We start from the raw sequence: 25,494 nt of genomic DNA on the forward strand, positions 1-25,494 counted from the left end.
CGCGCTCCTGGCCAGCGACTGCGGCATACCCAGACTCGCCCGCAGTCGGATGGGAACGGCCCGCATGACAACATCCCAGGTCTGGACGAGTCACCGTTTCGCCGTCGTCGACGTTGAGGGGAACGGGCAGCGTCCACCGGATCTCGTTGAGATCGCCGTCGTCCCGGTTGAGGGAGGCATTGTCGGTGAGCCGCGATGCTGGTTGGTGAAGTCGCCCCGGCCCATCACCGCCATGGCCCGGCGTTTCCACCGGATCGCGGACGACGAGGTCTCGACCGCGCCCGAAGTGGCCGAGGTGGCCGAAGACATCCGCGGGGAACTCGACGGGGCCGTCTTCACCGCTCACAACGCGCATGTCGATCTCGGCGTGGTCACTCGCTCGCTGCCGGGCTTCCGCCCCGCCGAGGTCGTTGACACACTCAAGATCGCGCGCCGCCTGGTCCCCGGCCTGGACTCCTACAAGCTCGGCAGCCTGGCGGAAGCCTTCGAACTGACCGACGGAATTCCCCCGGGCCTGAGCCCGCATCGAGCGACCTACGACGCCCTCGTCTGCGCCCGCCTGCTCGTCCACCTGGCCTCACGGACCGTCAACACGGAGATGACGCTCTCCGACCTGCTGGGAAGGGAGAAACCCGATGACCCGGCTCCCACCCTTTTCTGACCAGCGGCGAGGGCTGTTCGTATCGATCGACGGCCCATCCGGCGCGGGCAAATCGACTATCCTCGCCCATCTGGCACAGCTCCTCATCGCGGACGGCGAACAGGTCCACACCACCGCCGAGAAGTCGAGACCAGGCCCGCGACCTGGGGTCCCGGTTGTTGGGTTTGGCCATCCTGAACCGGCCGTGGGTCAGGAGAACGCGTGGGAGCGGTGACCGGTTGGGCGGCTTCCCGGCCACCTGGCTGTTCAACGTCGACGGCGACCAGGGATTCTTCGACCTGACCACCTGGATCACCGCGATCCTCGGCTCGGTCGTCCTCCTGTTCGCCTACGGCCTCCTCACCGGACGCGGCGGAACCCGCCGGTCCTGGCGCCGTTCCGGCCGCAGGTGACAGCGCCCAGCGCCCGCTCCGGCCGCGTGACGGGCGGTGTGTGATGCCGTTCGCCGGCCTCTCCACGATCCTCATCCCGATCCTCCTCTCCCGCAGGTCCCGCAACCGCCCGTCGGACCCCGCCGACACCGACCTCCCGCGCTACGACCAGCCCGAACACCAACTCACCGAACCCTCTGGCGCAAACGCCCAGACCAGAACTGACCCCCCCGAAGCGGCCGGTGCCACCCACGGCACCGGCTCCTTCCACGCCCGGCTACCCCCGGATCAGGGGGCAGAGATCGGGGGCGTCTCGCGGTCACGATGACCGTGAGACGTCAAGGAGGCTCTGATGCGGGTACGGGGAACGGGCGGGTGCGGGTGCGAGCAGGACGGGGACTGCACGTGCCGACGGGTGCGGTCACAGTTCCAGGGTGGGAAGGCGGGCGTCGGGGTCGCGGGCGAGCGCGTCCCGCCAGCGGGCGAGCGTTCCGGGGCGCGGCGAGCGGAGTTCCAGGCCGCGGCCGCGAAGCCAGTGGGCGGCGGTCCACGCCGCCCGCACCGAGGCGTCGAAGACCTCGGCCGGGACCTCGGGCCGGTGCGGTTCGAGTGGCCGGGCCGGTTCGGGGAGCCGGAGCAGCAGGTCGGCGTGCCCGCCCCTGCGGCGCAGTATCTCCTCGACGGTCTGGTGGGCGGCGGCGAGCCGGTCGGCCAGAGCCCGGGCGTCCAGGGCGCCGGGGTCGTGGTTGCCGGCGCTGCGGGTCGCCCACCACGTCAGGTACTCGGCGGGCGGCCGCAGATAGAGGATCGGCGCGGGGGTGCGTTCCAGGAGTTCGGCGGCGTAGGGGTGCGGCCCGGCCCCGTCCCGCGCCAGGGCGCCGGGGCGCAGCAGGACGACGGTGCGCCACGGCCCGCTCTCCCGGCGGGCGATGTGCTCGGCGACCCTGATCCACACGTCGGTGCGCGCCATCCGCAGCCGGGGCGACGGGGTGCGGACCCGACCCCCGGGGGTCAGGTCGATGTCCGGCCGGACCAGGACGAACTGCCAGCCCAGCGCCTCGGCGAGCAGCGCCCCGGCCTGGGCGCCGCTCTCCCTGCCCCCGACGACGATCAGCGTGTCCAGGTCGTCCACGCCGAGCGGGGACGGGTCGATGGGCCGCTGCTGCCCGGCGATCGAGTCCTGGACCAGTAGGTGGCCGGGCCACGTTTCGGCGGCGGCCCGCCACGTCCGGTGCGCCGCGCCGCCCTGCCAGCTCGGTTCCTGTCCCCGGCGCAGCGCGGCGCGGGTCCTGGCCCGCAGCTCCCAGCGGACGGCGGCGTGCTCGTCGCCGGGCACGGGCGGCTCGGCGAACCCGGCGGCGGCCACGAGCCGTGCCAGGTCGGCGTGCGGGAGCGGCGGGACGCCGTCACGGAGCCGGAACTCAGCGACGGCGTTCGTCGCGGTGCGGTACCGGCCGCCCGAGATGATCTGGAAGAGCCGTGCCTCGAAGCGTTCCTGCCCCTCGGGGTCGGCCAGCAGCGCCCGGGTCGCGGCCAGCGGGGCGGACGGCGCCGGATCGGCGAGGTCGGACAGGTCGGGAACCTCGTTGAGCGCCTGGACGGCGCGGTTCATGGTGTGCGCGAGGTCGGTCAGCGCGTTGTCCCGGATCTCCCGTTCCGGCAGCCAGCCGAGCACGCCGAAGACCTCGGTGACGGAGAGCCCGGCGAGGGTCGCGAGATCCCTGACGAACTCGGGTGTGAGGCCGCGCCTGTGGTCGAGGACCTTACGGACGGAGTCCTCGGAGCGGCCCACACGGGCCAGCCTCCTACCTACCTCGGCCTTGGACTGGGCGACGCCGCTCTCCTGCAGCGCGGCGAGGCACATCGCGACCGCGGCGCGTTCCCGTTCCCGCGCGTTGCCGCCGACGCTGCCACGTTCGAGCCGCTGCACTTCCCGAACCTCCGACCTGTCCCGAAAAACGATACAGATCGGCCGAACTCACGGCCGCGCGTTCGCGGAGAATGCCGGGTGCTCCGGGCCGCACCGGGAACGCGCGCATTGCGGAGACACGGCGCGGGAGACACGTGATGGAGGATTCGTCACGGTATTCACTGTTCCTCTCCGTGCTCACTCGGGGCCGGGGCACGATGAGGTTTCGGGTGGGCCGCAGGCGGACGGGAGGCCGTGGGTGAAAGCCGGTGACGTGATCAACAGCCGCTACCGTCTGGTGAAAAGACTCGGTTTGGGCGGCTATGGCCAGGTCTGGGAGGCGACCACGGGGAACGGTGCGGAGCCCATCGCCATCAAGATCTTCTACCGGGAGCAATACTCGCTGACCGCCTACCACTTCTTCCAGGAGGAGGCGATGATCGGGTCCCGGATAGGTCATCCGGGAATCGTCAAGGTGTGGGCTCCGGGACACGACCCGGCCCACGGGTGCGACTACTTCGTCATGGAACTCGTCCCGGGCGGCGACCTCGGGAGGGAGATCCTCGCGAACCCCGAGGGGCTGCCCATCGGAAGGGTGATCGTCCTGGGCGAGCGGATCGCTGACATCCTCGCCGCGATGCACGCCGAAGGCGTCGTCCACCGTGACCTGAAACCCGGGAACATCCTGCTCGCCGCGCCCGACCAGCCCAAGATCTGTGACTTCGGCGTCGCCCATGTACCGAACCGCTCGCCGGGGCCCACGCTGACGATGGTCGGAGTCGGCAGCTATCTCTACATGGCTCCCGAGCGGTTCGACGAAAGGGACGAGTTCGAGAAGACGAGGATCAGCAAGCCGCATCAGTCAATCGATCTGTACGCGCTGGGCTGCGTCCTGTTCGAGCTGGCCACGGGTGAAAAGGCCATCGTCCCTCCGGCCAGGGCGAACTACTTGCCTAGCAAGGAGGACTACCGGAAGGCGCACCGGGAGCAGAAGCCGAAACGGCTCCGCAGCATCAAGGAGGAGATCCCGCTCTGGTTCGACGAGCTGGTCAACGCCCTGCTTGAGAAGGACCCGGCGGCGCGGCCGGTGAGCGCCGCCGACGTCGCCGAACGGCTGCGGGCCGGTGTCGCGCCGCCGCGCGTCAGGTTCCGCAGGGTGCGGCGGCTGCGCCCGTCGCGGCGGGTGCTCGTCAGGCTGGGCGGCGGGGCGGTCGCCGTCACCGTCGCGGTGGCCGTCGGGTTCGCCCTGGTCCGCGCGAACACCCTCGCCACCGAAGCGGAGCTGCCCGAACTCGCCCGGACGCTCGCCGGGGAGGTGGACTCCCTCCTGGCCGCCGAACCCGAGGTCGCCGCGCGGGTCGCCGTCACCGCGTGGCGGGTGTCGCCGGTGGCCGAGGCGCGCGCGGCGCTGGTCGCCGTGCACGACACGCCCTGGCAGGGCGGGCTGCGCGGCGACGAGGAAGGCGTGCACGGCCCGGTGTTCAGCCGGGACGGCGCGCTCCTGGCGTCCCGGCGCGAGAACACCGTGGTGCTGTGGGACATGACGACGCGGCGGCGGCTTCCGGGGGCGCTGGTCGGCCACACGGAAAGAGTGGATGACGTCGTGTTCAGCCCGGACGGCAGGCTCGTCGCCACCCTGGGCGGCGACGGCACCGTCCGCGTCTGGCACACCGCCACCCGCGCCCAGTCGGGCGCGCCGCTCACGTTCGTCTCGTTCGCCGCGGCGCGGGGGTGGGACGGACGCAAGGGCGGGATCGGCTTCGTCGACGACACGACGCTGGCCGGGGTCGGCCCGACGCGCGTCACCTTCTGGAACGTCGGGAACCGGGCCGAGACCGCGACGCTCCCGCTGCCCGCGGGCACGTCCCACGCGGCGCTCAGCCCGGACGGCGCCACCCTCGCCGCCCTCGTCGGCGTCTCCACCCAGAGCCTCGGGAACACGAACATGCAGGTGGGAAAGCGGATCGAGGTGTGGGACACGCGCACCCGCGCCCGGCTCCCCAGCCCCGCGCCGCCCCCCGGCGTCGCCCTGTCCGCCGGGTTCACCGCGGACGGCGGCCACCTGGTGGGCGTGGACGCGCGGCAGCGGGTGGCGCTCTGGGACCTCACGAAGCGCCGCCTGGTCACGACGGCCGCGACCATCCGAACCGATCTGCTGGTCGGTCCCGGTGGCCGCGCCGTCGTGACGAGCCGGAACCAGCGGACCAGGGTCCTTGACCCCGCGACGGGCGAGCCACCGCCGGAACTCCCGGCCTTCGACGGCCCGGCGTCGGGCATGGCCTTCAGCCCGGACGGCACCCTCCTCCTCGTTCCGGGCTACCTCCCCGGCCCGCCCGCACTGTGGCGGCTCGCCTCCGGCCACGGCGCCCCGTCCGACACCGCCCTGGTCGCCGTGGCGTGCGGCCTCGGGAACGGCGCGATGACGTCCGCCGACTGGCTCAGGTTCGCGCCGGACGCCGACCCGGCGACAGGAGAAAGCGCATGCCCCTGATTCGTGTCCCCCTGGGCCGCGTGAGCCGCCGCACGATCTTCCGGATCGGCAGGGCCGTCGTCGCGCTTCTGGTCGTCGGGTCGGTCACCGCGTTCACCCTCCGGACCGACCGGATGGGCCTGGAGTTCGCCACCGGGACCGCGTGGCTCCAGAGCCGTCAGGTCGAGAAGATCATGCTGGTGGACGGCGTGTCCGGCGCCGTCACCGGGTCGGTCCGGCTGGACGCGGTGCGCGGCGCCGAGGCGCACCAGAGCGCCGATCCGCTGTTCGTCTGGCAGGGCGGCGCGCCCGACCTGGGGCGGATCGACGCGCGGCGGCTGGCCGCCGCCGACCCGGTGCCGCTGCCCGCCCCGCCGTCCCGCGTGGTCGGCGCGACGGACGGCACGTACGCGTTCTTCGACGACGGGCCGCCGCGCTACGTCCCGCGCGCCGACCCGGCGGCGCACCGCGAGGTCCGCGGCTTCACGGGCCGCGCCGACGCCGTGGTGGTGGACGACTGGGGCGAGCTGTGGGCGCTGTCCCTGGCCACCCGGCGCGTCGTGCCGGTCCAGGACGGCGTCGCCGGCGAACCCGTCAGGTGGACGGCCTCGGGCAGTGTGGACCTCGTCGTCCACGACGGCGAGGCGGCGCTGTTCGACCCGGCCGAGGGCGTGTTGCGCGAGCCGCGGACGGGCCGCGTCACCCGGCTGCCGGTCGCCGGTTCCGGCCTGCTGCCCGTGGCGGACACCTCGTCGTCGTTCGTCGCCGTGTTCGCGCCGCCGCGCACCCTGATCGTGGACCCTTCCGCGTCCGGCTCCGGGGAGCCGAAGACGGTCAGGGTCGAACTCGGTGACGCGACGACCCACGCCGGGCACGCCCTCCGGTTCGAGAACCGGATCTACGTGCCCGACCTCCCCTCGGGCCGGTTGCTCGTCTACGACCTGCTCCAGGGCAAGGAAGCCGACCCGATCCAGATCACCGACAAGGTGATCGTCTCGGAGGGCTTCGAGATGTTCCGCAAGGACGACATGCTCTGGGTGAACGAGATAGACGGCCCGAACGCCCTGGTGATCCGGGACGGCGAGCACCGTCTGATCCGCAAGTACGAGGAGCCGGAGCGCCCGCTGCCGCCGACCGGGACGGTGTCGCCGCTGCCGAACCCGCCGACCTCCCGGACGTCGGCGCCGCCGTCGCCCTGGACGCCGCCCTCCAGCCCGCCGCCTTCGGTCGCGGCCAGCGGCACCGCGACCTCGACGCCCCCGGTGACGACGCCTCCCCAGCACGACGGAGTGCCCGCGCCGTCGCCGCGGCCGGAGTCGAGCGGCGCGCCGGAGGGCGCGCCCAGCGCGGTCCCCGAACCCGTGCCGACGCCCGGCGACGCCGAACCCTCGGTGCTGGGCGGCCCGGCGGGCGCGCTCGAACTGCGGTTCCGCCCCGACGGGCGCGCGCTCGCCGTCGCCAGCGTCAACCAGGTCACCGTGTGGGACGTGGGGACGGGCAAGCCCCTCGGCACGCTTCCGGGCGCGGGACGTCCGATCGCGTACAGCCCGGACGGCACGGTCCTGGCCACGGGATCGACCGCGGTGGACGGGTACGGGGTGATCCGCTTCGACGCGCGCACCCTACGGCGCACCACCGACCCGCTGCTGGAAGGCGCGGACCCGCTGGGCTCCCCCGTGCAGTTCGACATTCTGCTCTCCTACGCGGGAGGCGGCAGATTCCTGGTCGGCGGCGGCGGCCCCCGCGGTAACAGTCATGACCCCACGCGCATCGTCTCCTGGGATCTGGCGCGCCCCGCCGAGCACACGCTGATCGGGCTCAGCTTGCGCCAACGGCTGCGGTCCGACAGGGCGGGGACCCGGCTGCTGCGCGTCGGGTTCGGCACGGCCAGCGTCGTGCCGCTGACCGGCGGGCCGCTGCCGACCGGCGCGGGGCTGGCCCTGGGCGACGCGACGGACGCCGCATGGACGGGGAACAGCGCCCGGGTGGCGACGGTGGGGACCCGCGTGGCCGTCAGGTCCGCGACCACGGGCGCGACCGTCGCCTCGTTCCCCGCCCCGCCCGGCGTCACCGCCATCGCCGCGAACGGGGACGGCTCGGTGGTCGCGCTGCACGGCGGCGGGGCCGTCACCTTCTGGGCGACGGCGACGGGTCAGCGGTTGGGCGAGCCCGTCACCGGCTACCAGGCGCAGAACGGGTTCCTCCCGCTCATGGAGTTCAGCCCGGACGGGAAGACGCTCGTCCTCGGCGGCAGCCCGACCGGGGCCATATGGATGGTGGAGGTACCTCGCGGATGAGCGACGGACAGACACGATGGGACGGCGGCAGCACGCCGCGGACGGCCATGGGCGGCATCAGCCGGACACCCTGGGCCGGGAGCTTCCAGCAGGAGTTCACGGCGGCGGTGACCGCCGTCTCCCAGGTCGTCAGAGGCAAGGGCGAGGAGGTCGAACTGGCGTTGACCGCCGTCTTCGGGGGTGGCCACCTCCTCGTCGAGGACGTGCCCGGCGTCGGCAAGACCCTCCTCGCCCGCTGCCTCGCCGCCGCGATCGGCGGCACCTTCCACCGCATCCAGGGCACCCCCGACCTCCTGCCCTCGGACGTGACGGGCACCGAGATCATCGACCCGGAGTCCGGTCGGCTGGAGTTCCGTGAAGGCCCCGTGTTCGCCAACGTCGTCCTCGCCGACGAGCTGAACCGGATGTCGCCGAAAACCCAGTCGGCGCTGCTCGAGGTGATGGAGGAGGGCACCGTCTCGGTGGGCACGCGGGAACCGTTCCGGATGCCGGACCCGTTCGTCGTGGTCGCCACCCAGAACCCGGCGGACTACGAGAGCACCTACACGCTGCCCGACGCCCAGCTCGACCGCTTCATGATCCGGCTCTCGCTGGGCTACCCCGACCTGGACGCGGAGATCGAGATGCTGCGCGACCACACGGGGAAGCGCCCCGAACCGCTCTGCCAGCCGATCCTCCGGGAGAGGCTGGAGTACTACCGGGAACAGTGCCAGACCGCCGTCTACGTCGAGAACAACGTCTACAGGTACATCGCCGAACTCGTCACGGCGACCCGAAGGCAGGTCGGCCTGGCCCGCGGCGCGAGCCCGCGCGCGGGCGTCGCGTTGATGCGCGCGGCGCAGGTCAGGGCGGCGGCCTCGGGCCGGACCGCGGTGAAGGTCGACGACGTCCAGGAGATGGCGGAACCCGTTCTCGCGCACCGGCTCGTGCCGGAGGCAGACCTCCTCGACTCCTACGACGCGGCGGAGGCCGTCCGGCTCGCGCTGCGGAACGTCGCGACCCCGAGCGCGACCGGCTCGTGGCGGTGACCCGGCGCCGGGCGGGCACGGCGTGGGCGCTCCTCACGGGCGCCGCCTGCACGGCGGGGCTCGGCTTCCACTCGGTGTTCGGGCTCGCCCACCTCTGGCTTCCCGTCGTCGTCGTGTGCGTGGGGACGTCGGCGGTCGTCGGGCTCGGGCGGCGGCGGCCCTGGATCGCGCTGGCCGGTTCGGCGGCGGTGCCCCTCGCCGTCCTGTGCGCCGTGGACGGCCCACCCGCGCGGATCGCCACCGCCGCGCGGGACGGGTGGGCGGGCCTGCTCGACACGACGCTACCGGTCGTCGCGGACGTGACGACGCTGACGGTTCCGCTCCTTGTGGTGTGGGCGGGCACGGCGGGCGCGGGCCTGGTGGCCGGGTGGTCGGACCGCCCGTTCCCGCCGCTGCTGCCGGTGCTGGGCGTGTTCGCCGTCGCGATGGGGTACGGCGCGGCCGACCCCGGCGTCAACCTCACCCACGCGGCCGCGCTCACGGCGGTCGCGGTGGCGTTCACCGCGGTGCGGGCACGGGGGGCCGGGAACCCCTGGGCCGTCCTCGCCGCCCTGGCCGTCGTGCTTCCCCTCGCGTTTCTCGGCGCGCGGGGGGCGGGCGACCGGGACCCCCACGACTTCCGGGAAGGGCGGGCGCTGTCGCTGTGGGTGCGGGACGAGGTCAGCCCGCTCTCCCGGGTCTCGGAGTGGCTGGCCCGGCCACGCGAGCTGTTCACCGTCGAAGGCGCGCGGACCGGGGAACCGCTCCGCCTCATGGTGTTCGACGGCCACGACGGCCTCCGCTGGACGCCGTCCGCCGCGTTCGTCCGGCCGGGCCTGCGGATCCCGGCCCGCGTCCCGGTGACGGGCCCGTCAGAGCGCGTCACCGTCCGGTTCGGCGAGACGGGCGGGCGGTGGCTTCCGGTCCCCGGCTGGCCCGACCGGATCACCGCGCCCGGCGCGCGGGTCGACCCGGTGACGGGCACGCTCGCGCTCACCGAACCGGCGGCGCCCGGCTACGTCTACGAGGTGTGGACGAGCGCCCCGCGCCGGCCCGACGCGGCGGCCGTGGCACGGCTGCGCGCGCTGCCGCTCGGCCCCCGGCGCGCCGGGGCGGCGCTGCCCCCGCGCCTCGCGGAACTGGGCGCGCTCGCGGCCCGCGACGCGCGCGGCGCCTACGGTTTTGCGGAGAAGCTGGCGGCCGTCCTCAGCCGGGAGTGCTCGGCCGACCCGAGGGCCCGCCCCGGCCACTCGCTGGGCCGGATGGCGGCCTTCTGCACGCCGGGCCCGGACGGCGTCGGCACGTCCGAGCAGTTCGCCACCGCCTACGCGTTGATCGCCCGCGTGTGGGGGCTGCCCGTCCGGGTCGTCCTGGGCTTCGACCCGGCCCCCGGCGGCAAGGCGCTCGCCGACGTCCTCCCGGTGCGTTCCGACTCCGTGCTCGTCTGGCCCGAGGTGGAGTTCGCGGGCGCCGGGTGGGTGCCGTTCCGGCTCGAACCGGACTCCGCGGGCGCGGGCGCGGAGGCGCTTCCGCCCGACCCGGCCGCGCCCGCGCCGTCCCCCACGCCCGAGAAGTCCGACGCGCCGAAGCCGACGCCCAGCCCCACGATGACGCCACGGCCCCCGAAGGACTTCCCCGTGCTCGACCTGGTGCGGAACGGAGGGACGAGTTGGGGGATCGTCCTGCTGGTCGTGCTGATCTTCCTGCTCGTTCCGCTCGCCTATCTGACGTCGGCTCTTGTGCTGCCCGTGCTGGCGCGGTGGCGGGCCCGCGCGGCGGGGCCGCCCGCCGCGCGGATCACCGCGGCCTGGCTCTACGCGACCCGTCCCGTCCGGGCCCGGCTCGGCGCGGACGCGCGGGCGCTCACCCCCACGGGGACGCTGCGGCGGCTCACCGCGCGGGACACCGACCCGTCCCCGCTCGTCCCGCTCGCCGAACTCGTGGACGCCACCCTCTACCTGAACCACACGCCCACGGACGCCGACGCGGCCACCGCCTGGCGCGCGGCCACCGCGTTCCGCGCGCGCCTGCCCGCCAGGCTGTTCCTCCGCCGTCTCACCCCCCGCGACCACCTCTTCTACGCCCTCCTCACCACCCGCCCCCTGCACCGCCGACGCCGCTGACGCCTGGACGGCCGGGCCCCCACCCCGGCCGTCCACCGGTTCTCCGATGACGCGACAGCCCGAGCGCGTCAGCGGGGAACGACCTTGGTCTCGCACACCATGTCGGAGAACGTCTGCCTCCTGCGGTCGAACAGCGGCCACAGGTAGCCGAGCTGGCAGGGCACATAGTCGATGATGTGCGCGAACACCCGGCCGACGCCCCGGAGGGGGCCGAGTGGGAGACCGGTTCTCCCGTGCACGACCCGGAGCCGGAACAGGCCCTTGCCGGGGCTGTAACCGAGCGTCCCCTCCATGACCCCGTAACCGACGTAGAGCAGCACCCCGACGAGGAGGATGATGAAGACCTGGGAGCCGGAGAGGGGAGCTCTGGGTGGCTTCCCCGCGGTGAACACCTTGATCAAGTAGACCAGGACCAGAATCCAGATGAATTGATCGACGCAGGCGGCGACGAACCTCCGCAGGATGTACCTTGCCGCTTCCGTCCCCTCAAGGAGTTCGGGCCACCTGATGAAGGGGGCGCCGGGGGGCGGCACAGGCGGTCGTCGGGTGTCGCCGTGGTAGCCCGGCGCGGGCGGCCCGAGCGGCGCGGCGGGGCGCGCGGCGAAGGGGACACCGAGCGCGGGGGACAACGTCGCGTTGTACCTGGCCCGCTGTTCCGGGTCGAGCAGCACGGACCTGACGGTGTCGGCGAGGTCGAGGAGACGTCGGCGCTCCGCGGTGTCGATGCTCACGTCCTGGAGGACGCGGAGCCGGAAGCTCTCTACCGCCCGGCTGACGTCGTGGGGCAGGGCGTCGCGGGGAACACCGAGAAGCGCGTAGTAGTCACCGGCCCCCTGGAACGGGCGATGGTCGGACATAGGGCCTTTCCCTCCTGCACGGAAGTGACGCCCTCTTTCCTAACGCCCGCCACGCGGCCGGATTCGGCCGGAAACGCCCGTTGCTTCGGACAGAACCGACCTTCAGGAGCTCCACCACCTGCTTTCCTGGGCGGTGAGCCACACCGGGTCGTCGGGGAGGGTGAGGTGACGGCGGGTCACGATGTCGAAGTGCAGCAGGGCGGACGCGACGGCGGCGAGGCTGAGGCGGCTGTGCGCCGGGACGAGGTCCGCGTGCCGGAGCTTGCCGCGCAACTGCTTGAGATGGTCGTTGACCTGCTGGGTGATCCGGTCGCGGACGGGCCCCGTGTCGTAGGAGCGGAGCAGATGGTGGGAGCCGGTCAGGTCGAGCGCCTGGCGGCCGATCGCGGGGGACTCCGGCAGCGGGGCCCTGCGGGAGGAGTCCACCAGCCACGGCCGGCACAGCAGGAACGCGACCATGAACTCCTTGGTCATGACGTTGAGCTGGACCGCGGCGCCCGTCGTGGCGCCGCCGGGCTCGTGCGTCACGTCCGGCGCCCGAGGGGTCGGGCCGACGAGCCGTACCCGGATGGCCCGGCCCCGGTCCAGCATCGTCGCCGTCCCGACCCGCGCGGCCCCGGTGGTGAGCACAAGACCCAGCCCGCCGGTCGGGGTGGGCGGCAGCCACAGATGCTCCGTGCCGACCTCGATGCGCAGCGCCCGTTTTGCACTGAGATTGTCGATGACGGCGCCGGAGTCCGTCGCCGTGATCCGGCCCGCCACGCGGGACAGCGACGGGTCACCGTCGATCGTGACATCGGTGTGGGAGCCCCGCCCGAAGACCAGGCTCTCCCCCGGAGTGAGCGTGCGCGGCTCTTCCTCGGGCGGCCCCACGATGACGGTCGGGGCCACGCCGTCCGCGGGCCCGCGTGCGTCGTGCGTCATGGCTTGACCCTCCAGGGACGTGCCGGGGCGACAGCGCGGATGCGCGGGGCCGAGCCGCGTGTTCCCCAGCGCAGGCGACTGCTGTGGGGACATCATCGGATATCGCTGGCCCAAAGGAGGCAGTTGCGTGGAAACCGCACCATCGAACAGCGGAGACCCCGACCTCGCGCACGGTCGTCGAATGGGCGCGCTGACGGCGACGGGTCGGCTCGTCGCGGTCACCTGCGGCGTTCTCCTCGGCGTGGGGGCGGTGCTCGCCTACCGGGAGTTCCTGGTGTTGGGAGCCGGCCTGCTCCTCGCCGTCGTGTGTTCCGTCGCGCTGGTTTTGTGGCCCGCCCGGACAAGGGTCGGGGCGGCGGAGCCGGTGATCAGGGTGGCGCGGGGCACACCGGCCCGGCTGCCCGTGACCGTGACCGGCCCGCGTGATCCGCTCGGTCCGCTCCGGGGCCTCGCGGTCCGCGTCGCGGGCGCCGACGTGGGGCTGGACGTTGTGGTCGGGGCCGGAAGGGGTGACGTGGAGCTGCCGCTGGAGACGGGCCGTCGCGGCGTGTTCGAGCTGGCTCCGTCGCTGGTGCTGCGGGGCCCGTTGGGCTGCGCCGAACGGGTGCACGGCTCGCTGGGGCGGGTGCGGCTGATCGTGCATCCGGTGGTGGTGCCGATGCCGCCGCTGGTCGGCGCGGTGATGGACGGCCCCGACGGCCTCACCCAGCTCGACCCGTCCGTCTTCCACTCGATGCGCGAGTACGTGCCGGGCGACGAACTGCGCAGGGTGCACTGGCCGACGAGCGCCCGCTGTGGCCGTCTTATGGTGCGGCGGCTCGCCGACCCGGCGGCACGCTCCCTCACCGTCGTCCTCGACGTGGACACGGCCGCCTACGCGGACGACGCGGAGTTCGACGCGGCCGTGGACACCACCGCGTCCCTGATCAACGCGCTGCGTTCCTCCCGGATCCGCACCACGGCCTCTCTCACCGCCGCGGGCCGCACCCTGGTGTCCCCCCGCCAGGTCACCAGCCCCCGCCCCTTCCTGGACGCCCTCGCCGAAACCCACCGAACCCCCACCCCCCTGAAAGCCCACCCCCTCCCCGGAACCGGCCCCCTGCTCGTCGTCACCGGAAGCTCCGACCAAGGCCAACACCCCTACCTCCGAGCCTCCCCCCGCCCCGCCCACCTCATCCGCCTCACCCAAGCCGCCCCACCCGCCTACCGCCCCCACCCCCGCCTCTCCCTCCTCACCGCCCCCACCCCCCAACAAGCCGCCCGCCTCCTCACCCGCACACGCTTATGCCCCCTGCGCGACAACGGAGCGGTGGTAGTCGGGCTACTTGCCGGGCTCGGGTCCGTACCACTGGAGGGGCTGGCCGGTGACCTGGGCGACGTGCTCGAAGTCCCGGTCGCGGTGGAGGAGGGTCAGGCCCTGGAGTTCGGCGGTGGCGGCGAGGACGAGGTCGACGGGGCCGGCGCTGCGGTGTTGTCCTCGTCTGGTCAGGGCCTCCTGGACTTTCCAGGCCCTGTCGTAGGCGCGGTCGTCGACGGGGGTCCAGCCGAACAGGAGGCGCAGGTCTTCGACGCCCTGCTCGCGGTCCGCCAGGGATCGGGCGCTGAAGAAGAACTCGAGTTCGGTGACGGGGCAGACGGCGATGAGGCCCGCCGCGGCGGCCTGGTCCCAGCCGTACTGTTCGGCGTCGGGGCGCAGGAAGCGGGCGAGGGCGCTGGTGTCGATGAGGAACTGGGCGGCGTTCATCGACGGTGGTAGGTCTTGTCCTCAAGGAGGTCGAGGTCGAAGCCGCCCTCGGCGGCGTTGGCACGGAGCCGGGTGAGCGCGAGGGCCCGTCGCCGAATCTCCAGCACCTCACGGAGCGCCGTGTTGACGGTCTCCTTCTTGGTGCTGGTGCCCAGCGCCTTGGCGACATCGGCGACCAGCTCGTCGTCCAGGTCGATCACGGTCCGGCTCACCTGTGCACCTCCTTGGATATCAAGTGTTCCTTCGATGATATCTCACCGGGCCGTCGTCGCCGACAGCTACGACGCTTCCGACGGCGACCGGCTAGCGCTCGGGGACGGGGTTCGTCACGTGCAGGAAGCTTGCGAGGTGGTGTTCGATGATCTGGTGTTGGCGTTCGGGGGACATGGCGGAGGGGAACAGGACGGCTTGCATCGCGACGCCGTCCATCAGGGCGACGGTCTCGACCGCGACGGACTCCGGGTTGGTGCCGGGGAGGGCCATTCCGGTTCGGACGGCGTCCTCGACCATCTTGCGTAGTTCGTCGACCGAGGCGTCGTGGCTTGACTGCCGGACCTCGCGTAGATGCGGGTTGTGCAGGGCGAGGCCCCAGAAACTGACGTCGATCCGGGCTTCGAGCAGGCGTGCGTCGTCGAGCGGGAACGCCTCCTCCAGGACCATGCGGATCAGCTCGACGGAGTTCCGCGCGTCCGCGCGCTGGGCGTCTATCCGGCGGTGGACCTGCCCGAAGGCGGTGCGGTGGGCCGTGACGAGGATGTCGGCCTTGTCGGTGAAGTAGTGGGCGAGGATCCCGGTCGAGCAGCCCGCCTCGCGGGCGATCTCGCGGATCGTCACGCCTTCCAGCCCGACGCGCTCGACGACCCGCATGGTCGCGGCGACGATCTCGGCGCGCCGCTCCTCGTGGTCGACGATCTTCGGCACGGGCACTCCTCCTGACGGCGACGCCCCGAACATACCCGAGTCCGGTTTACGGGACCGTTACGCCGCCGACTTATATCGGACGTCCGTTCAACATAACTTACCGGCGTTCCCTCCCGGTAACCGACGCCCGAAAGGTTCCGCCCCATGACCAGCTCCAGCACACTCCCGACCGCCTCCCGGCGCGGCTCCGGCGCCCGCGACCAGGCGCTCCGCCGCCGCGCCCGGCAGGTCGTCCCCGGCGGCATGTTCGGCCACCTCGACGTCGAGCGGACCCACCTGCCCGCCAACTTCCCGCAGTTCTACGAGACCGCCCACGACGCGACGGTCCGCGACGTCGACGGCAACGAGTACGTCGACCTGATGTGCTCGTGGGGGCCGGTCCTGCTGGGCTACGCGCACCCGGTCGTCGAGGCGGCGGCCCGGCGGCAGGCCGAGATCGGCGACATCAACAACGGCCCGTCACCCCGCATGGTCGAGCTCGCCGAACTCCTGGTCGCCACGGTCGCGCACGCCGACTGGGCGGTCTTCGGCAAGAACGGCACCGACGCGACCACCGGATGCTGCACGATCGCGCGGGCCGCCACCGGCCGCACGAAGATCCTCAGGGCCACGACCTCCTACCACGGCTCGAACCCGCCGTTCACCCCGATCCTGTCGGGCGTCACGCCAGAGGACCGGGCCAACCTCGTCGAGTTCGCGTACAACGACCTCGCGTCGCTGGAGACGGCGGCAGCCCCGCACGAGGGGAACATCGCCGCGGTGATCGTCACCCCGTTCTTCCACGACGGATTCGGCGACCTCGCGCCCGTCGACCCCGCGTTCGCGACGGGCGTCCGGGCGTTCTGCGACAGGATCGACGCCGTCCTGATCCTCGACGAGGTCCGCACCGGCTTCCGGCTCGACGTGCGCGGCTCGTGGGAGCCCCTCGGCGTCCGCCCCGACCTCAGCGCCTTCAGCAAGGCCATCGCGAACGGACACCCGCTCTCGGCCATCACCGGAACCGACGCGCTCCGCGACGCGGCCGCCGGGGTCTACCTCACCGGATCGTTCTGGGCGCAGGCGGTCCCCATGGCCGCGGCGATCGCCACCCTCACCGAACTGGTGCGCGTCGACGGCGTCTCGCGGATGCGGGTGCTCGGCGAGCGGCTGACGACCGGCCTCAACCGCATCGCCGCCGACGCCGGCGTGCCGCTCGTCGTCAGCGGGGTGCCCGCGATGCCCAAGATCCGCTTCGAGAACGACCCCGAGCTGCGGCTCGCCAACGAGTTCTGCGGCATCGCCCTCGAACACGGCGCCTTCCTGCACCCCTGGCACAACTGGTTCCTCAGCGCCGCCCACACCGAGGAGAACATCGACGTCGCCCTCACCGCCGCCGCCATCGGCGCGGACGCGGTACGGACGGTGATCTGAATGGCCCAGCAGTCACCGACAGGCGCCCTCCCCGTCACCGCCTCGGCGCAGCCGATCGGGCGACTCCGCACCCAACACCTGCTCCTGATGATCGTCGCGGCCGCCGCACCCCTGGGCGTCGCGATCGGCAACCTGCCCACCGGGCTCATCCTCGGCAACGGCATCGGCCTGCCCGCGGCGTTCCTCGCCGCGGCCCTGGTGATCTTCTGCCTCGTCACCGGGTTCATGCGGCTCGCCCGCGACGTCCGCACCGAAGGCGGTTTCGCCGACCTCGTCCGCGCGGGCCTCGGCCCCGGATCCGGGCTCGGCGCCGCGTACGTCACCGGCATGGCCTACTGGGCGGGCGCGCTGGCGCTCGCGGCCGCCACCGGGTACTTCGGGAACCTCATCGGCACGTCCCACGGCGTCACCCTCCCGTGGTGGGCGTACTCGCTCACCGCCTTCGCGCTCGTGGCGTTCCTCGGCCGCGCGCGCTGCCGGAGCGGCTCGCCGCCGTCCACCCCCGCTTCCTCTCGCCCGCCCGCGCGTCCACCCTGCTCACCGGGGTCGGCGCCGCGATGTTCGTGGTCTTCGCCGTCGCCGGGGCCGACCCGTACATCGGGCTCGCCACCTCGCTGACGGGGCTCTTCACGCTCGGCATCGTCGCCGCGCAGGCCCTCGTCTCGATCGCTGTCGTCGCCTACTACCTGCGGCGCGGGGCCCGTCCCGGCTGGTCCTCCCTGGTGGCGCCGGCGCTCGGCGCCGCCGGAGCCCTCACCGCGTGCGTCGCGATCGTCGCGAACTACCCGGTGCTCACCGGGTCGGACTCCGTCGGTGCCCGGCTGCTGCCGCTGGTGCTGCTCGTCGCGCTCGGCGCCGGCTACGTCGTCAACGCCGCCTCGGGGCGGACGGCGTCTCCCTCGTCCCGCTGAACCTCCTCTTTCCCACCACAAGGAAGAACAAACCATGCGCATCGGAATCCCCGCCGAGGTCAAGAACCACGAGTACCGGGTGGCGATCACGCCCGCGGGCGTGGCCGAGCTGAGCTCACGCGGTCACCAGGTCTTCGTGCAGCGCGGCGCGGGCCTCGGGTCCCACATCGACGACCAGGACTTCGCCTCGGCCGGAGCCAAGATCATCGACGACGCCGACGACGTGTGGGGCACCGCCGAGATGGTCCTCAAGGTCAAGGAACCGGTCGCGGAGGAGTACCACAGGCTGCGGCGGGGCCTCACGCTCTTCACCTACCTCCACCTGGCCGCCGACCGTCCACTGACCGAGGAACTGCTGGCCAGGGAGGTCACCGGCATCGCCTACGAGACGGTGCAACTGCCGTCCGGCGGGCTGCCGCTGCTGTACCCGATGTCCGAGGTCGCGGGCTGCCTGGCGCCGCAGGTCGGCGCGCACGCGCTGCTGAAGGCGCGGGGCGGCCGGGGTGTCCTGCTGGGCGGCGTCGGCGGCGTCGCGAACGCCAGGGTCGTCATCATCGGCGCGGGCGTCTCGGGGCAGAACGCGGCGAACATCGCGCTCGGCATGGGCGCCGACGTCACCCTCCTCGACACCGACCTGGACAAGCTGCGCATGTCGTTCTGGCGCCACGGCAACCGGGTGCGCGGGCTGGCGTCGTCCAAGCTCGCCATCGAGGAGCAGGTCAGGCAGGCCGACATGGTGATCGGCGCCGTCCTCGTCCCCGGCGCGGCCGCGCCCAAACTGGTCGGCAACGAACTCGTCGCCCAGATGAAGCCGGGCTCGGTGCTGGTCGACATCGCCATCGACCAGGGCGGCTGCTTCGAGGACTCCCACCCCACCACCCACGCCGACCCGACCTACCCGGTCCACGACTCGATCTTCTACTGCGTCGCGAACATGCCCGGCGCCGTCCCCACCACCTCGACCCACGCCCTCACCAACGCCACCCTCCCCTACGTCACCTCCTTGGCCGACAAGGGCTGGCCCCGGGCCTGCCGCGAAGACGCCTCCCTCGCCCGTGGCCTCAACACCCACAACGGCCGCCTGACCAACGCCCCCGTCGGCACCGCCCTGGGCATCCCCTCCGTCCCCCTCACACACGTCCTCTCCTGACAAGCTCCCGGGCTGGTCCCGATGCGGAACCTGGGCCGCGTTCATCGACGGTCGGTCTTGTCCTCGCGGAGGCCGAGGTCGAAGCCGTCTGCGGCGGGGGTTCGCGCTGAGCCGGACCAGCGCGAGCGCCCGCCGCTCCTCAGTGATCAGGTGTCAGGCCACCGCGGTGCCCTCGAGTTCGACGAGCAGGGTGGGGATCGCCAGGCGGGTGACGCCGAGCAGGGTGGTGGAGGGGGCCGCGCCGACGGCGCCCAGTCGGCCCGCCAGGACGCCGTAGTGCTGGAAGAGCAGGTCGACGTCGGTGGCGTAGACGTTGAGCCGTACCAGGTTCGTCAGCGCCATTCCGGCCTCGGCGAGCACGGCCTCCAGGTTGTCGAGGCTCAGCGCGAGCTGCGCCGCCATGTCCCCGTCATGCTCGGGCTTGCCGTCGGCGCTCATCGCGGTCTGGCCCGAGCAGTACAGGGTGCGGGTGTGCCCGGAGACGACCTCGCCCTGGTTGTAGCCCAGCTCCGTCGACCACGACCACGGGTTGACGGCCGTTCGCTCCACTGCCATAGGGGTTCCTTCCAGTTCGTCAGCGCGACGGCCGGTAGCCGCCACACTTGTTCTGAGGGCTCAGATCCGAGAGCAAGCCTGTCGATGAATCACGACATCCTGTGTCGTATATTCGGCGGAGTTTCCGCGTAGGGTCTTCCGCATGCGTGCTGACCGATTGGTCTCGCTTGTGCTGTTGCTGAGGCGGCACGGTCGGCTGTCCGCGGCCACGCTGGCCCGCGAGCTGGAGGTGTCCACCCGCACCGTGCTGCGCGACATCGACGCGCTGTCCGCGGCCGGTGTCCCGGTCTACGCCGAACGCGGTCGGCACGGCGGCTACGCGCTGCTCCCCGGTTTCCGGACCGACCTCACCGGGCTGAACCACGACGAGGCGCTCGCCCTGCTGGTCGCCGGGTCGCGGCGCGGCGCGCAGGCGTTCGGTCTCGGTTCGGCGCTCGCCTCCGCGATGCTCAAGGTGATCGACGCGCTGCCGGAGAACCAGCGTGACCTCGCGGTGAAGGTGACCGAGCGGCTGCTCATCGACCCGGAGACCGACCTCCTCGCCCGCCGCCAGACCGTCGAGGAGGTACCGGACGCCGTCATGGCCGAGGTCAGACGCGCGGTGTTCGCCGGACACCGGCTCCGCATCCGGTACGCGCCACCGAACCAGGATCCACGCTGGCGCACGGTCGACCCGATCGGACTCGTCACCGTCCGCGACCAGGGCTACCTCCTGGCCGCGAGATCCGGCGCGGACCGCACCTACCGGCTGACCCGCATCCTCGCCGCCGAAGCCCTCACCGAGCCCGCACACCGCCCCGGCCAGGTCGACCTGGACCGAGCCTGGCAGGAACGCGGCACCCGCTTCCGCACCAGCGGCGCCCAGGTCACCGCCCTCATCCACCTGAACCCCACCCGCCGCGAAACCCTAACAAACACCGCCCTAGCCATCCTCTCCGAACAAACCACCCCCACCGGACAACTACGCCTGGAAGCCACCTTCCAAGACCACCGCCACGCCGAATGGGCCCTATGGCAACTAGGCCCAGACGCCGAAGCCCTCACCCCCCACTCCCTCCGCACCGCCCTACACCACCGAGCCACCACCACCGCCACCCGCTACACCTGACCACAACCCGCCCGCCGGGGCCACCGCTGCTGACGGCTTGGTACGCGCCGCCTGGAGGCCGCAGTCGCGGACATCGTACCGCTGTGCACCAACACGACGCACCTGGTCGCGGACCAGATGACGGAATAAACGACGGAGATGCCGTTCTACCAGGACGCACCGAGATCACCCTGCTGATCTCCCTCAGAACACCCACCGCCCCGTCATCGACTCCACCCGAAGGTAGTCGTGGACTCCGTCATAAGCGAACGTGAGCACGCGGGAGCCGGGCGGCAGACCCCGTACCCAGCGCAGGGCACCGCAGATGTTGGCCGCGGAACGCCTTACCCCTTGAATTCGATCCTCGGGTCGAGGTCGGCGTTGAGATGGTCGCCGGCGAGGACGAGGAAGAGTTCGACGGCATCGTGATACGTCAGGACGCTTGAGGTGCGCATGGGCTCGGGCAGATGTGCCTGCTGATCGCCCAGGTGATGGAGATATTGGATGAAGGCCAGCCGTTGCATGGTGTGAAGACTGGGAGGGCTGTTCGGTTGGGCCATCTGGACAGTGTCCCGCGCGAACGCCGAGCGTGACGATCGATTTACGGCTCGGTGCGTTCAGGGGCTACCGGCTGCGAGGACGGTCTGAACGATCGTCGCGATGGTGCCGATCACTGTGAAGATGATGGTGATCACCGCGATGAACAGTTGCTTGCTCTCGATGGTCATAGACTCGGTCAGGGGAGGGGCCGCAGTGGCTGTACGGCCGGGGCGGGCTCCGCGTGTCGGGGCTGTGATCGCTCGTGGGGGGCGCCTGATGCCGAGGATCGAGAGGAAGATGTCGCGTTTGTAGACGTCGTGGGATGGCTCTCGGGTACAGGCCATCAGGCGTCCGTAGGCGCGGTGTCGGCACGGGGTGCCGCGGGTGGTCTCGACACCGCAGAGGGTCGGTACCTGGCAGAGCTGGTAGTAACCCGCAAGCAGGATCGCGATCACGAAGAATCCCGAGTAATAGCTCCAGCCGACGGCGCAGCACGCGATGATCGCGAGCATCCAACTCATCCTCATGCCGCGTTCTTTGTCGACCCTTGTCTGTCGGCGTCCCGCCACTTCCTCTTCTCCCCGGCGTCGGTAACCCGGGCCAATCTAGAGAGAATTTCAGTTTGGCAATGTGTCGCATGAGGCAGTCGTGAGGTGAGTTCGGGCTAACCTCACGGGCGCTGCTGGGAACACCTTGGGAGCAGGCGGGCGGTGGAGCAGGTCGACCTGACGATCGAGCGAGGCCAGATCGTCGCCCTCGTCGGCCCTAACGGCTCGGGCAAGACGACCCTCGCCAAGATCCTCGCCGCGCTCTACGCCCCGGCCACGGGCACCATCCACTGGAACGGCATCGACGCCGCCCGGTTTGATCCCGCACACCTGCGAAGCCGCATCGCGGCGGTGTTCCAGGACTTCCAGTCCTTCAGCGAAACGATCGCCGAGAACGTCGCGTTCGGCGACCTCGACCGCGAGACCGACCGCGACCGGATCGGCGAACTGCTGGAGATCGTCGGCTTCGCCGCGGGCGAACTCGACCTCGACCAGCTCATCGGCCCCGAGCACGACGGCGGGACGGCGCTGTCCGGCGGGCAGGCGCAGCGCCTGGCCATCGCCCGCGCGCTGTACCGGGACGCCGACCTCCTGATCCTCGACGAACCGACCTCCGCACTGGACGCCAGGTCGGAGCACGGCCTGCTCGCGGCACTGCGCGCCATGGGCCGGACCACGATCCTGATCTCGCACCGGCTGGCCAACGTCGCCGAGTCCGACAGGATCCTCGTCTTCGCCGAGGGCCGGATCATCGAATCCGGCACCCACGCCGACCTCATGACCGGCGCGGGCGTCTACCGCGAGCTGTACTCCCTCCAAGCAGACCTGTACACCCCCGACGACAGCTAACCCGGCACCCGGCTTGGACCAGCGCGCGGTGACGTGGGCGCAGGCGAGCGCGGTGAGGGAGCCGGTGTGGAGGGTGCCGCCGCCGCCCTACACGCGGTAGCCCGGCACCGCCCTCGGGCCGGAACGAGCTGGTTATTGGGTGGTGTTGGGGGTGGTGGGGGTTGGGGTGTTGTTCAGGTGGTGGAGGGTGTCTTGGAGGGTTTGGTGGAGGGGGTGTGGGGTGAGGTGGGAGAGGGGGCGGGACAGGGTGGGGTTGACGGTGTAGTCGTGTTTGTTGGTGTCGGCCAGGTAGCGGCAGAAGTTGTAGGTTTCGCCGGTGAGGGCGGCTAGGAGGGCGGCGTCCAGGCGGGAGTTGCTGAGGGGTGCTCGGACGATGTGGAGGGTTCGGCCCAGGGCGTTGGCGACGGCGTGCAGGAGTTGTTCGTGGGTGGGGTGGGCGCTGGCGGGGACGTCGAGGGTCAGGCCCGCTAGGGCGGGGTCGGTCGCGGCGGTGAGGAGCGCCTCGGTCACGGTGCCGGGGTCGACGACGGCGACGCGGCGGGTGCGCCAGGGGCCGAGCGGGAGGATCGGCAGACGCTGGACGAGCCGCAGGTAGGGGCGGAACGCCCGGGAATGAGCGTCGATGACCATGCCCGCGCGCACCGCGGTCGCGCCGGGGACGCCGGTCAGGATGATCCGCTCGACCTCCAGCCGGTTGCGCTGGTAGGGGGGCAGTGCCACGGCGGCGGGCGGGGCGAGGGTGGTGAGGAACACCGCGCGCGGCAGTCCGGCGGATCGGGCGGCGGCGGCGAACCGTCGTGCCGCCTGGCTGTCGCGTTCGTCGGTGCGGCGGCCGGACGGGCCGAGCGAGTGGACGAAGTAGAACGCGACGTCCATCCCGTCCAGGGCCTGGTCGAGGCCGGCGCCGGTGACGGCGTCGCCGCGCACGACCTCGGTCAGGCCGGGCGCGGCGCGGGCGGGGTCGCGGACGAAGCCGCGCACAAGGTGGCCCGTGGCGAGCAGGCGGTCGGCCAGGGCGCCGCCGTTGAACCCGCTGGCGCCGACGATCAGTGCTCTCATCCGGTGCTCCATGAAGGTCGAAGGGGGACGTCAGGCGCGGGCGGTGCGGTGCTCGTGCCACCACAGGGCGAGCGCGGTGGCCGGGGCGGTGAGCAGGACCCGTGCCTTGGCCCTCGGGGCGGCGTACGGCCGGACGTCGAGGTAGCCGTACATCTGGTGGCGGACGACCAGCCCGCCGCGCAGCGTCCAGATCTCGGTGCCGAACTGGCCGGAGCGGCCGCCGAACCCGCCGGTCCAGGTGAGGACGAGGGTGTCGGCGCCGGTGCACTGGAGGTCCTTGCGCACCCGCAGCCGCCGCGCCCGCCACAGCGAGGCCATCGCGGTGGCGGCGGGCCGGATCTCTGTGATGCCCTCGTAGCGCCGGTGGGCGCCGTCGATGATCCAGTCCGCGACGGCCTCGGAGTGGTAGAGCGCCAGCCACTCCTCCAGTCGGGCCTCGTTGGTCAGCCGTTCGGTCTCGGCGGCGAACGCCGCGCCGTCCAGCGGCGCGGGCGGGGTGGTGTGGGTCATGCGGCCTCCCGGGGCGGCTGATCTGTCGGGGTGTGAGCCGCCGGACCTACGACCAGTACTGCGGGCTGGCCCGCGCGCTCGACGTCGTCGGGGAGCGGTGGACGCTGCTGATCGTCCGGGAGCTGATACCCGGCCCCAAGCGGTACTCCGACCTGGCCCGCCACCACATGCGCGCCGCGCGTGGCCCCGCCGAGGAGTTCCGTGCCGGATGGTCGGTGGGAATCCTGTCCCGGCTCCTGGACTCCAGGGCGCTGGACGGCCTGGACGGCCGCTACCTCTTCCACATCGATGACGACACCGTGCTGTTGCGCCTGGAAGACGGCACGGCAACCGTCCAGGAGGCGCCCCAACCCGAGGACGGCCCGGTCGACGCCTCCCTGACCCTCGGTTCGGACACCATGGCGGCCATCGCCGGCGGGAACCTCCCCATCAGCGACGCCGTCCTGACCGGCCGCGTCCACGCCGAAGGCGACCCCGCACACCTCCACCGACTGACCGAGATCCTCAACGGGGCACTGAGGGCACTGGCCACCCGCAGGACCGGGGACTGACGTACGGGCGGCGTTCCGCTCAACGATCACCGGTCGCCCTGGTCGGACCGCAACGCGGCGGTGACGGCGGGCAGGACCTTGCGGGCCAGTACCTCGATGCGGGCGGCGGCGTTGTCGGGGGCCTCACCGGGGAGCTGCGCCCAGAAGTGGATGTCCTGGATGTGTGGATGGGTGCGGATCAGGTCGAGGATTCTTGTGGTGGCCGTGGCCGGGTCCCATGCCTTGTAGGCGCCGCCGGCCAGCAGGGCGTCCCGGTCCCTGATGCGTGGGGTGGGTTCGCCCGGGCCCTCGTTACCCCAGTCGATGTAGGTGTTCATCTGGTGGAGCGCGTGGTCTCCGACCCGTGCCCATTCCCGTTCGGGGTCGTCGGCGACGATCGCCCACTGGGCGCAGAAGACCTTCGGGTCGCGGCCGAGGGCGCGGGCCGCGTCCAGGTAGGTCGGGATCGTGGAGTCGACGGTGGACAGGAACCCGTCACCGATGGCGGCGGCCCGGCGGACGGCCGGTCCGGCGATGCCGCCGACGAGGATCCGTGGCGGCCGCTCGGGGACCGGACGGACCTTCACCCCCGTGACGTTGTGCCGTTTGCCGACGGCGTTGACCTCCTGCCCGGACCATGCCTGCCGGATGATGTCGACGCCCTCGGTGAACAGGCTGGGCCGGTGGCCGAGCGATTTTCCGAAGGCGGCGTACTCGGTGTGCCGGTAGCCGAGGCCGACGCCCAGGTCGAATCGTCCCCCGGACAGCAGCGACACGGTGGCCGCGTCCTCGGCGAGTCTGATCGGGTCGTGCAGGGGCGCCAGCATGAGGTTGGTGCCGAGCCGGATCGTGGTCGTGCGCTGCGCGGCGGCGGCGGCGAAGACGAGCGGGGACGGGGTGTAGCCGTCGTCGGCGAAGTGGTGCTCGCTGAACCAGACGGATCCGATCCCCAGGGACTCGGCCCAGGCGATCTGGTCGAGGACGGACGCGTACAGCTCGGTGAAGGTCAGCTTCGACGGTTCGGGATTGCGCAGGTCGTACCAGAGGCCGATACGTGGCAT

General features: G+C 72.2%; 25 protein-coding genes and 1 pseudogene. 14 read left to right on the forward strand and 12 right to left on the reverse strand.

What is annotated here, in order from left to right:
* Nucleotides 1-64 precede the first annotated feature (64 nt).
* Together LO762_RS29680 and LO762_RS29685 are read left to right on the forward strand one after the other, a co-directional pair.
* The gene (locus LO762_RS29680) at nt 65-661 is read left to right on the forward strand and encodes a 3'-5' exonuclease (protein WP_230619446.1); all 597 of its coding nucleotides are present in this window, start codon (nt 65-67) and stop codon (nt 659-661) included.
* A 218-nt stretch (nt 662-879) separates the two neighbouring features.
* Nucleotides 880-1,053, forward strand: a complete 174-nt coding sequence (locus LO762_RS29685; RefSeq protein WP_230619447.1) for a GlsB/YeaQ/YmgE family stress response membrane protein — start codon at nt 880-882, stop codon at nt 1,051-1,053.
* Between the two features lie 400 nt (nt 1,054-1,453).
* On the opposite strand, the gene LO762_RS29690 is transcribed toward LO762_RS29685, so the two are convergent.
* Complete coding sequence (locus LO762_RS29690; RefSeq protein WP_230619448.1) at nt 1,454-2,962, reverse strand: hypothetical protein; 1,509 nt, start codon at nt 2,960-2,962, stop codon at nt 1,454-1,456.
* Between the two features lie 238 nt (nt 2,963-3,200).
* On the opposite strand from LO762_RS29690, the gene LO762_RS29695 reads away from it, so the two are divergent.
* The 4 genes from LO762_RS29695 to LO762_RS33770 are packed head-to-tail and all read left to right on the forward strand — an operon-like array spanning nt 3,201 to nt 10,838.
* Nucleotides 3,201-5,432, forward strand: a complete 2,232-nt coding sequence (locus LO762_RS29695; RefSeq protein WP_230619449.1) for a WD40 repeat domain-containing serine/threonine protein kinase — start codon at nt 3,201-3,203, stop codon at nt 5,430-5,432.
* Entirely contained in the window at nt 5,423-7,708 is a 2,286-nt protein-coding gene (locus tag LO762_RS29700) for a WD40 repeat domain-containing protein (protein ID WP_230619450.1), read from the forward strand. The genes LO762_RS29695 and LO762_RS29700 overlap by 10 nt, the downstream gene beginning before the upstream one ends.
* The gene (locus LO762_RS29705) at nt 7,705-8,736 is read left to right on the forward strand and encodes a MoxR family ATPase (protein WP_230619451.1); all 1,032 of its coding nucleotides are present in this window, start codon (nt 7,705-7,707) and stop codon (nt 8,734-8,736) included. The genes LO762_RS29700 and LO762_RS29705 overlap by 4 nt, the downstream gene beginning before the upstream one ends.
* Nucleotides 8,733-10,838, forward strand: coding sequence for a transglutaminase domain-containing protein (locus LO762_RS33770; RefSeq protein WP_230619452.1), 2,106 nt, complete (start codon nt 8,733-8,735; stop codon nt 10,836-10,838). The genes LO762_RS29705 and LO762_RS33770 overlap by 4 nt, the downstream gene beginning before the upstream one ends.
* Before the next feature lie 68 nt (nt 10,839-10,906).
* Here the strand turns inward: LO762_RS33770 and LO762_RS29715 are convergent, their stop codons facing one another.
* Complete coding sequence (locus tag LO762_RS29715; protein WP_230619453.1) at nt 10,907-11,695, reverse strand: RDD family protein; 789 nt, start codon at nt 11,693-11,695, stop codon at nt 10,907-10,909.
* Nucleotides 11,696-11,797: 102 nt separating this feature from the next.
* Nucleotides 11,798-12,619: a hypothetical protein gene (locus LO762_RS29720; protein WP_230619454.1), complete on the reverse strand. Its 822-nt coding sequence runs from the start codon at nt 12,617-12,619 to the stop codon at nt 11,798-11,800.
* Nucleotides 12,620-13,352: 733 nt separating this feature from the next.
* On the opposite strand from LO762_RS29720, the pseudogene LO762_RS29725 reads away from it, so the two are divergent.
* Nucleotides 13,353-13,562: pseudogene (locus LO762_RS29725) on the forward strand (DUF58 domain-containing protein); the annotation flags it as partial.
* Between the two features lie 378 nt (nt 13,563-13,940).
* Here LO762_RS29725 and LO762_RS29730 read toward each other — a convergent pair.
* The 3 genes from LO762_RS29730 to LO762_RS29740 all read right to left on the reverse strand — a co-directional run bounded on the left by LO762_RS29730 (nt 13,941) and on the right by LO762_RS29740 (nt 15,284).
* Entirely contained in the window at nt 13,941-14,363 is a 423-nt protein-coding gene (locus LO762_RS29730; RefSeq protein ID WP_230619493.1) for a PIN domain nuclease, read from the reverse strand.
* Nucleotides 14,360-14,575 (reverse strand): type II toxin-antitoxin system VapB family antitoxin, encoded by a 216-nt coding sequence (locus tag LO762_RS29735; protein ID WP_230619455.1) that lies wholly within the window; start codon nt 14,573-14,575, stop codon nt 14,360-14,362. The genes LO762_RS29730 and LO762_RS29735 overlap by 4 nt, the downstream gene beginning before the upstream one ends.
* Nucleotides 14,576-14,666: 91 nt before the next feature.
* The gene (locus tag LO762_RS29740) at nt 14,667-15,284 is read right to left on the reverse strand and encodes a TetR/AcrR family transcriptional regulator (RefSeq protein ID WP_230619456.1); all 618 of its coding nucleotides are present in this window, start codon (nt 15,282-15,284) and stop codon (nt 14,667-14,669) included.
* A 144-nt stretch (nt 15,285-15,428) separates the two neighbouring features.
* Between LO762_RS29740 and LO762_RS29745 the strand changes: the two genes are divergently transcribed.
* The 4 genes from LO762_RS29745 to ald are packed head-to-tail and all read left to right on the forward strand — an operon-like array spanning nt 15,429 to nt 18,755.
* Nucleotides 15,429-16,694, forward strand: coding sequence for an aminotransferase class III-fold pyridoxal phosphate-dependent enzyme (locus LO762_RS29745; RefSeq protein WP_230619457.1), 1,266 nt, complete (start codon nt 15,429-15,431; stop codon nt 16,692-16,694).
* A complete protein-coding gene (locus tag LO762_RS29750; RefSeq protein WP_230619458.1) occupies nt 16,695-17,312 on the forward strand; it encodes a hypothetical protein in 618 nt (205 codons plus the stop codon).
* Nucleotides 17,252-17,605 (forward strand): hypothetical protein, encoded by a 354-nt coding sequence (locus tag LO762_RS29755; RefSeq protein ID WP_230619459.1) that lies wholly within the window; start codon nt 17,252-17,254, stop codon nt 17,603-17,605. The genes LO762_RS29750 and LO762_RS29755 overlap by 61 nt, the downstream gene beginning before the upstream one ends.
* 34 nt (nt 17,606-17,639) lie before the next feature.
* Entirely contained in the window at nt 17,640-18,755 is a 1,116-nt protein-coding gene (gene ald / locus LO762_RS29760; RefSeq protein WP_230619460.1) for an alanine dehydrogenase, read from the forward strand.
* A 153-nt stretch (nt 18,756-18,908) separates the two neighbouring features.
* On the opposite strand, the gene LO762_RS29765 is transcribed toward ald, so the two are convergent.
* Nucleotides 18,909-19,304 carry a RidA family protein gene (locus LO762_RS29765; RefSeq protein WP_230619494.1) on the reverse strand — a complete coding sequence of 132 codons (396 nt, stop codon included), beginning with the start codon at nt 19,302-19,304 and terminating at the stop codon, nt 18,909-18,911.
* A 148-nt stretch (nt 19,305-19,452) separates the two neighbouring features.
* On the opposite strand from LO762_RS29765, the gene LO762_RS29770 reads away from it, so the two are divergent.
* Entirely contained in the window at nt 19,453-20,418 is a 966-nt protein-coding gene (locus LO762_RS29770; protein ID WP_230619461.1) for a YafY family protein, read from the forward strand.
* Nucleotides 20,419-20,741: 323 nt separating this feature from the next.
* On the opposite strand, the gene LO762_RS29775 is transcribed toward LO762_RS29770, so the two are convergent.
* Together LO762_RS29775 and LO762_RS29780 are read right to left on the reverse strand one after the other, a co-directional pair.
* Entirely contained in the window at nt 20,742-20,921 is a 180-nt protein-coding gene (locus LO762_RS29775) for a hypothetical protein (protein ID WP_230619462.1), read from the reverse strand.
* 93 nt (nt 20,922-21,014) lie between these two features.
* The gene (locus LO762_RS29780) at nt 21,015-21,449 is read right to left on the reverse strand and encodes a hypothetical protein (protein WP_230619463.1); all 435 of its coding nucleotides are present in this window, start codon (nt 21,447-21,449) and stop codon (nt 21,015-21,017) included.
* Nucleotides 21,450-21,647: 198 nt separating this feature from the next.
* Here LO762_RS29780 and LO762_RS29785 point away from each other — a divergent pair, with 198 nt between their 5' ends.
* Nucleotides 21,648-22,334, forward strand: a complete 687-nt coding sequence (locus LO762_RS29785; RefSeq protein WP_230619464.1) for an ATP-binding cassette domain-containing protein — start codon at nt 21,648-21,650, stop codon at nt 22,332-22,334.
* Between the two features lie 132 nt (nt 22,335-22,466).
* On the opposite strand, the gene LO762_RS32975 is transcribed toward LO762_RS29785, so the two are convergent.
* Together LO762_RS32975 and LO762_RS29795 are read right to left on the reverse strand one after the other, a co-directional pair.
* Nucleotides 22,467-23,393: an NAD(P)H-binding protein gene (locus LO762_RS32975; RefSeq protein WP_255688032.1), complete on the reverse strand. Its 927-nt coding sequence runs from the start codon at nt 23,391-23,393 to the stop codon at nt 22,467-22,469.
* A gap of 30 nt (nt 23,394-23,423) precedes the next feature.
* Nucleotides 23,424-23,903: a hypothetical protein gene (locus LO762_RS29795; protein WP_230619465.1), complete on the reverse strand. Its 480-nt coding sequence runs from the start codon at nt 23,901-23,903 to the stop codon at nt 23,424-23,426.
* A gap of 32 nt (nt 23,904-23,935) precedes the next feature.
* Here LO762_RS29795 and LO762_RS29800 point away from each other — a divergent pair, with 32 nt between their 5' ends.
* On the forward strand, nt 23,936-24,454 hold the full coding sequence (locus LO762_RS29800) for an SCP2 sterol-binding domain-containing protein (protein WP_230619466.1): 519 nt from the start codon (nt 23,936-23,938) through the stop codon (nt 24,452-24,454).
* Nucleotides 24,455-24,480: 26 nt separating this feature from the next.
* On the opposite strand, the gene LO762_RS29805 is transcribed toward LO762_RS29800, so the two are convergent.
* On the reverse strand, nt 24,481-25,494 hold the full coding sequence (locus LO762_RS29805) for an LLM class flavin-dependent oxidoreductase (RefSeq protein ID WP_230619467.1): 1,014 nt from the start codon (nt 25,492-25,494) through the stop codon (nt 24,481-24,483).

This window comes from Actinocorallia sp. API 0066, from assembly GCF_020991275.1.
In the GTDB taxonomy this organism is placed as follows: domain Bacteria; phylum Actinomycetota; class Actinomycetes; order Streptosporangiales; family Streptosporangiaceae; genus Actinocorallia.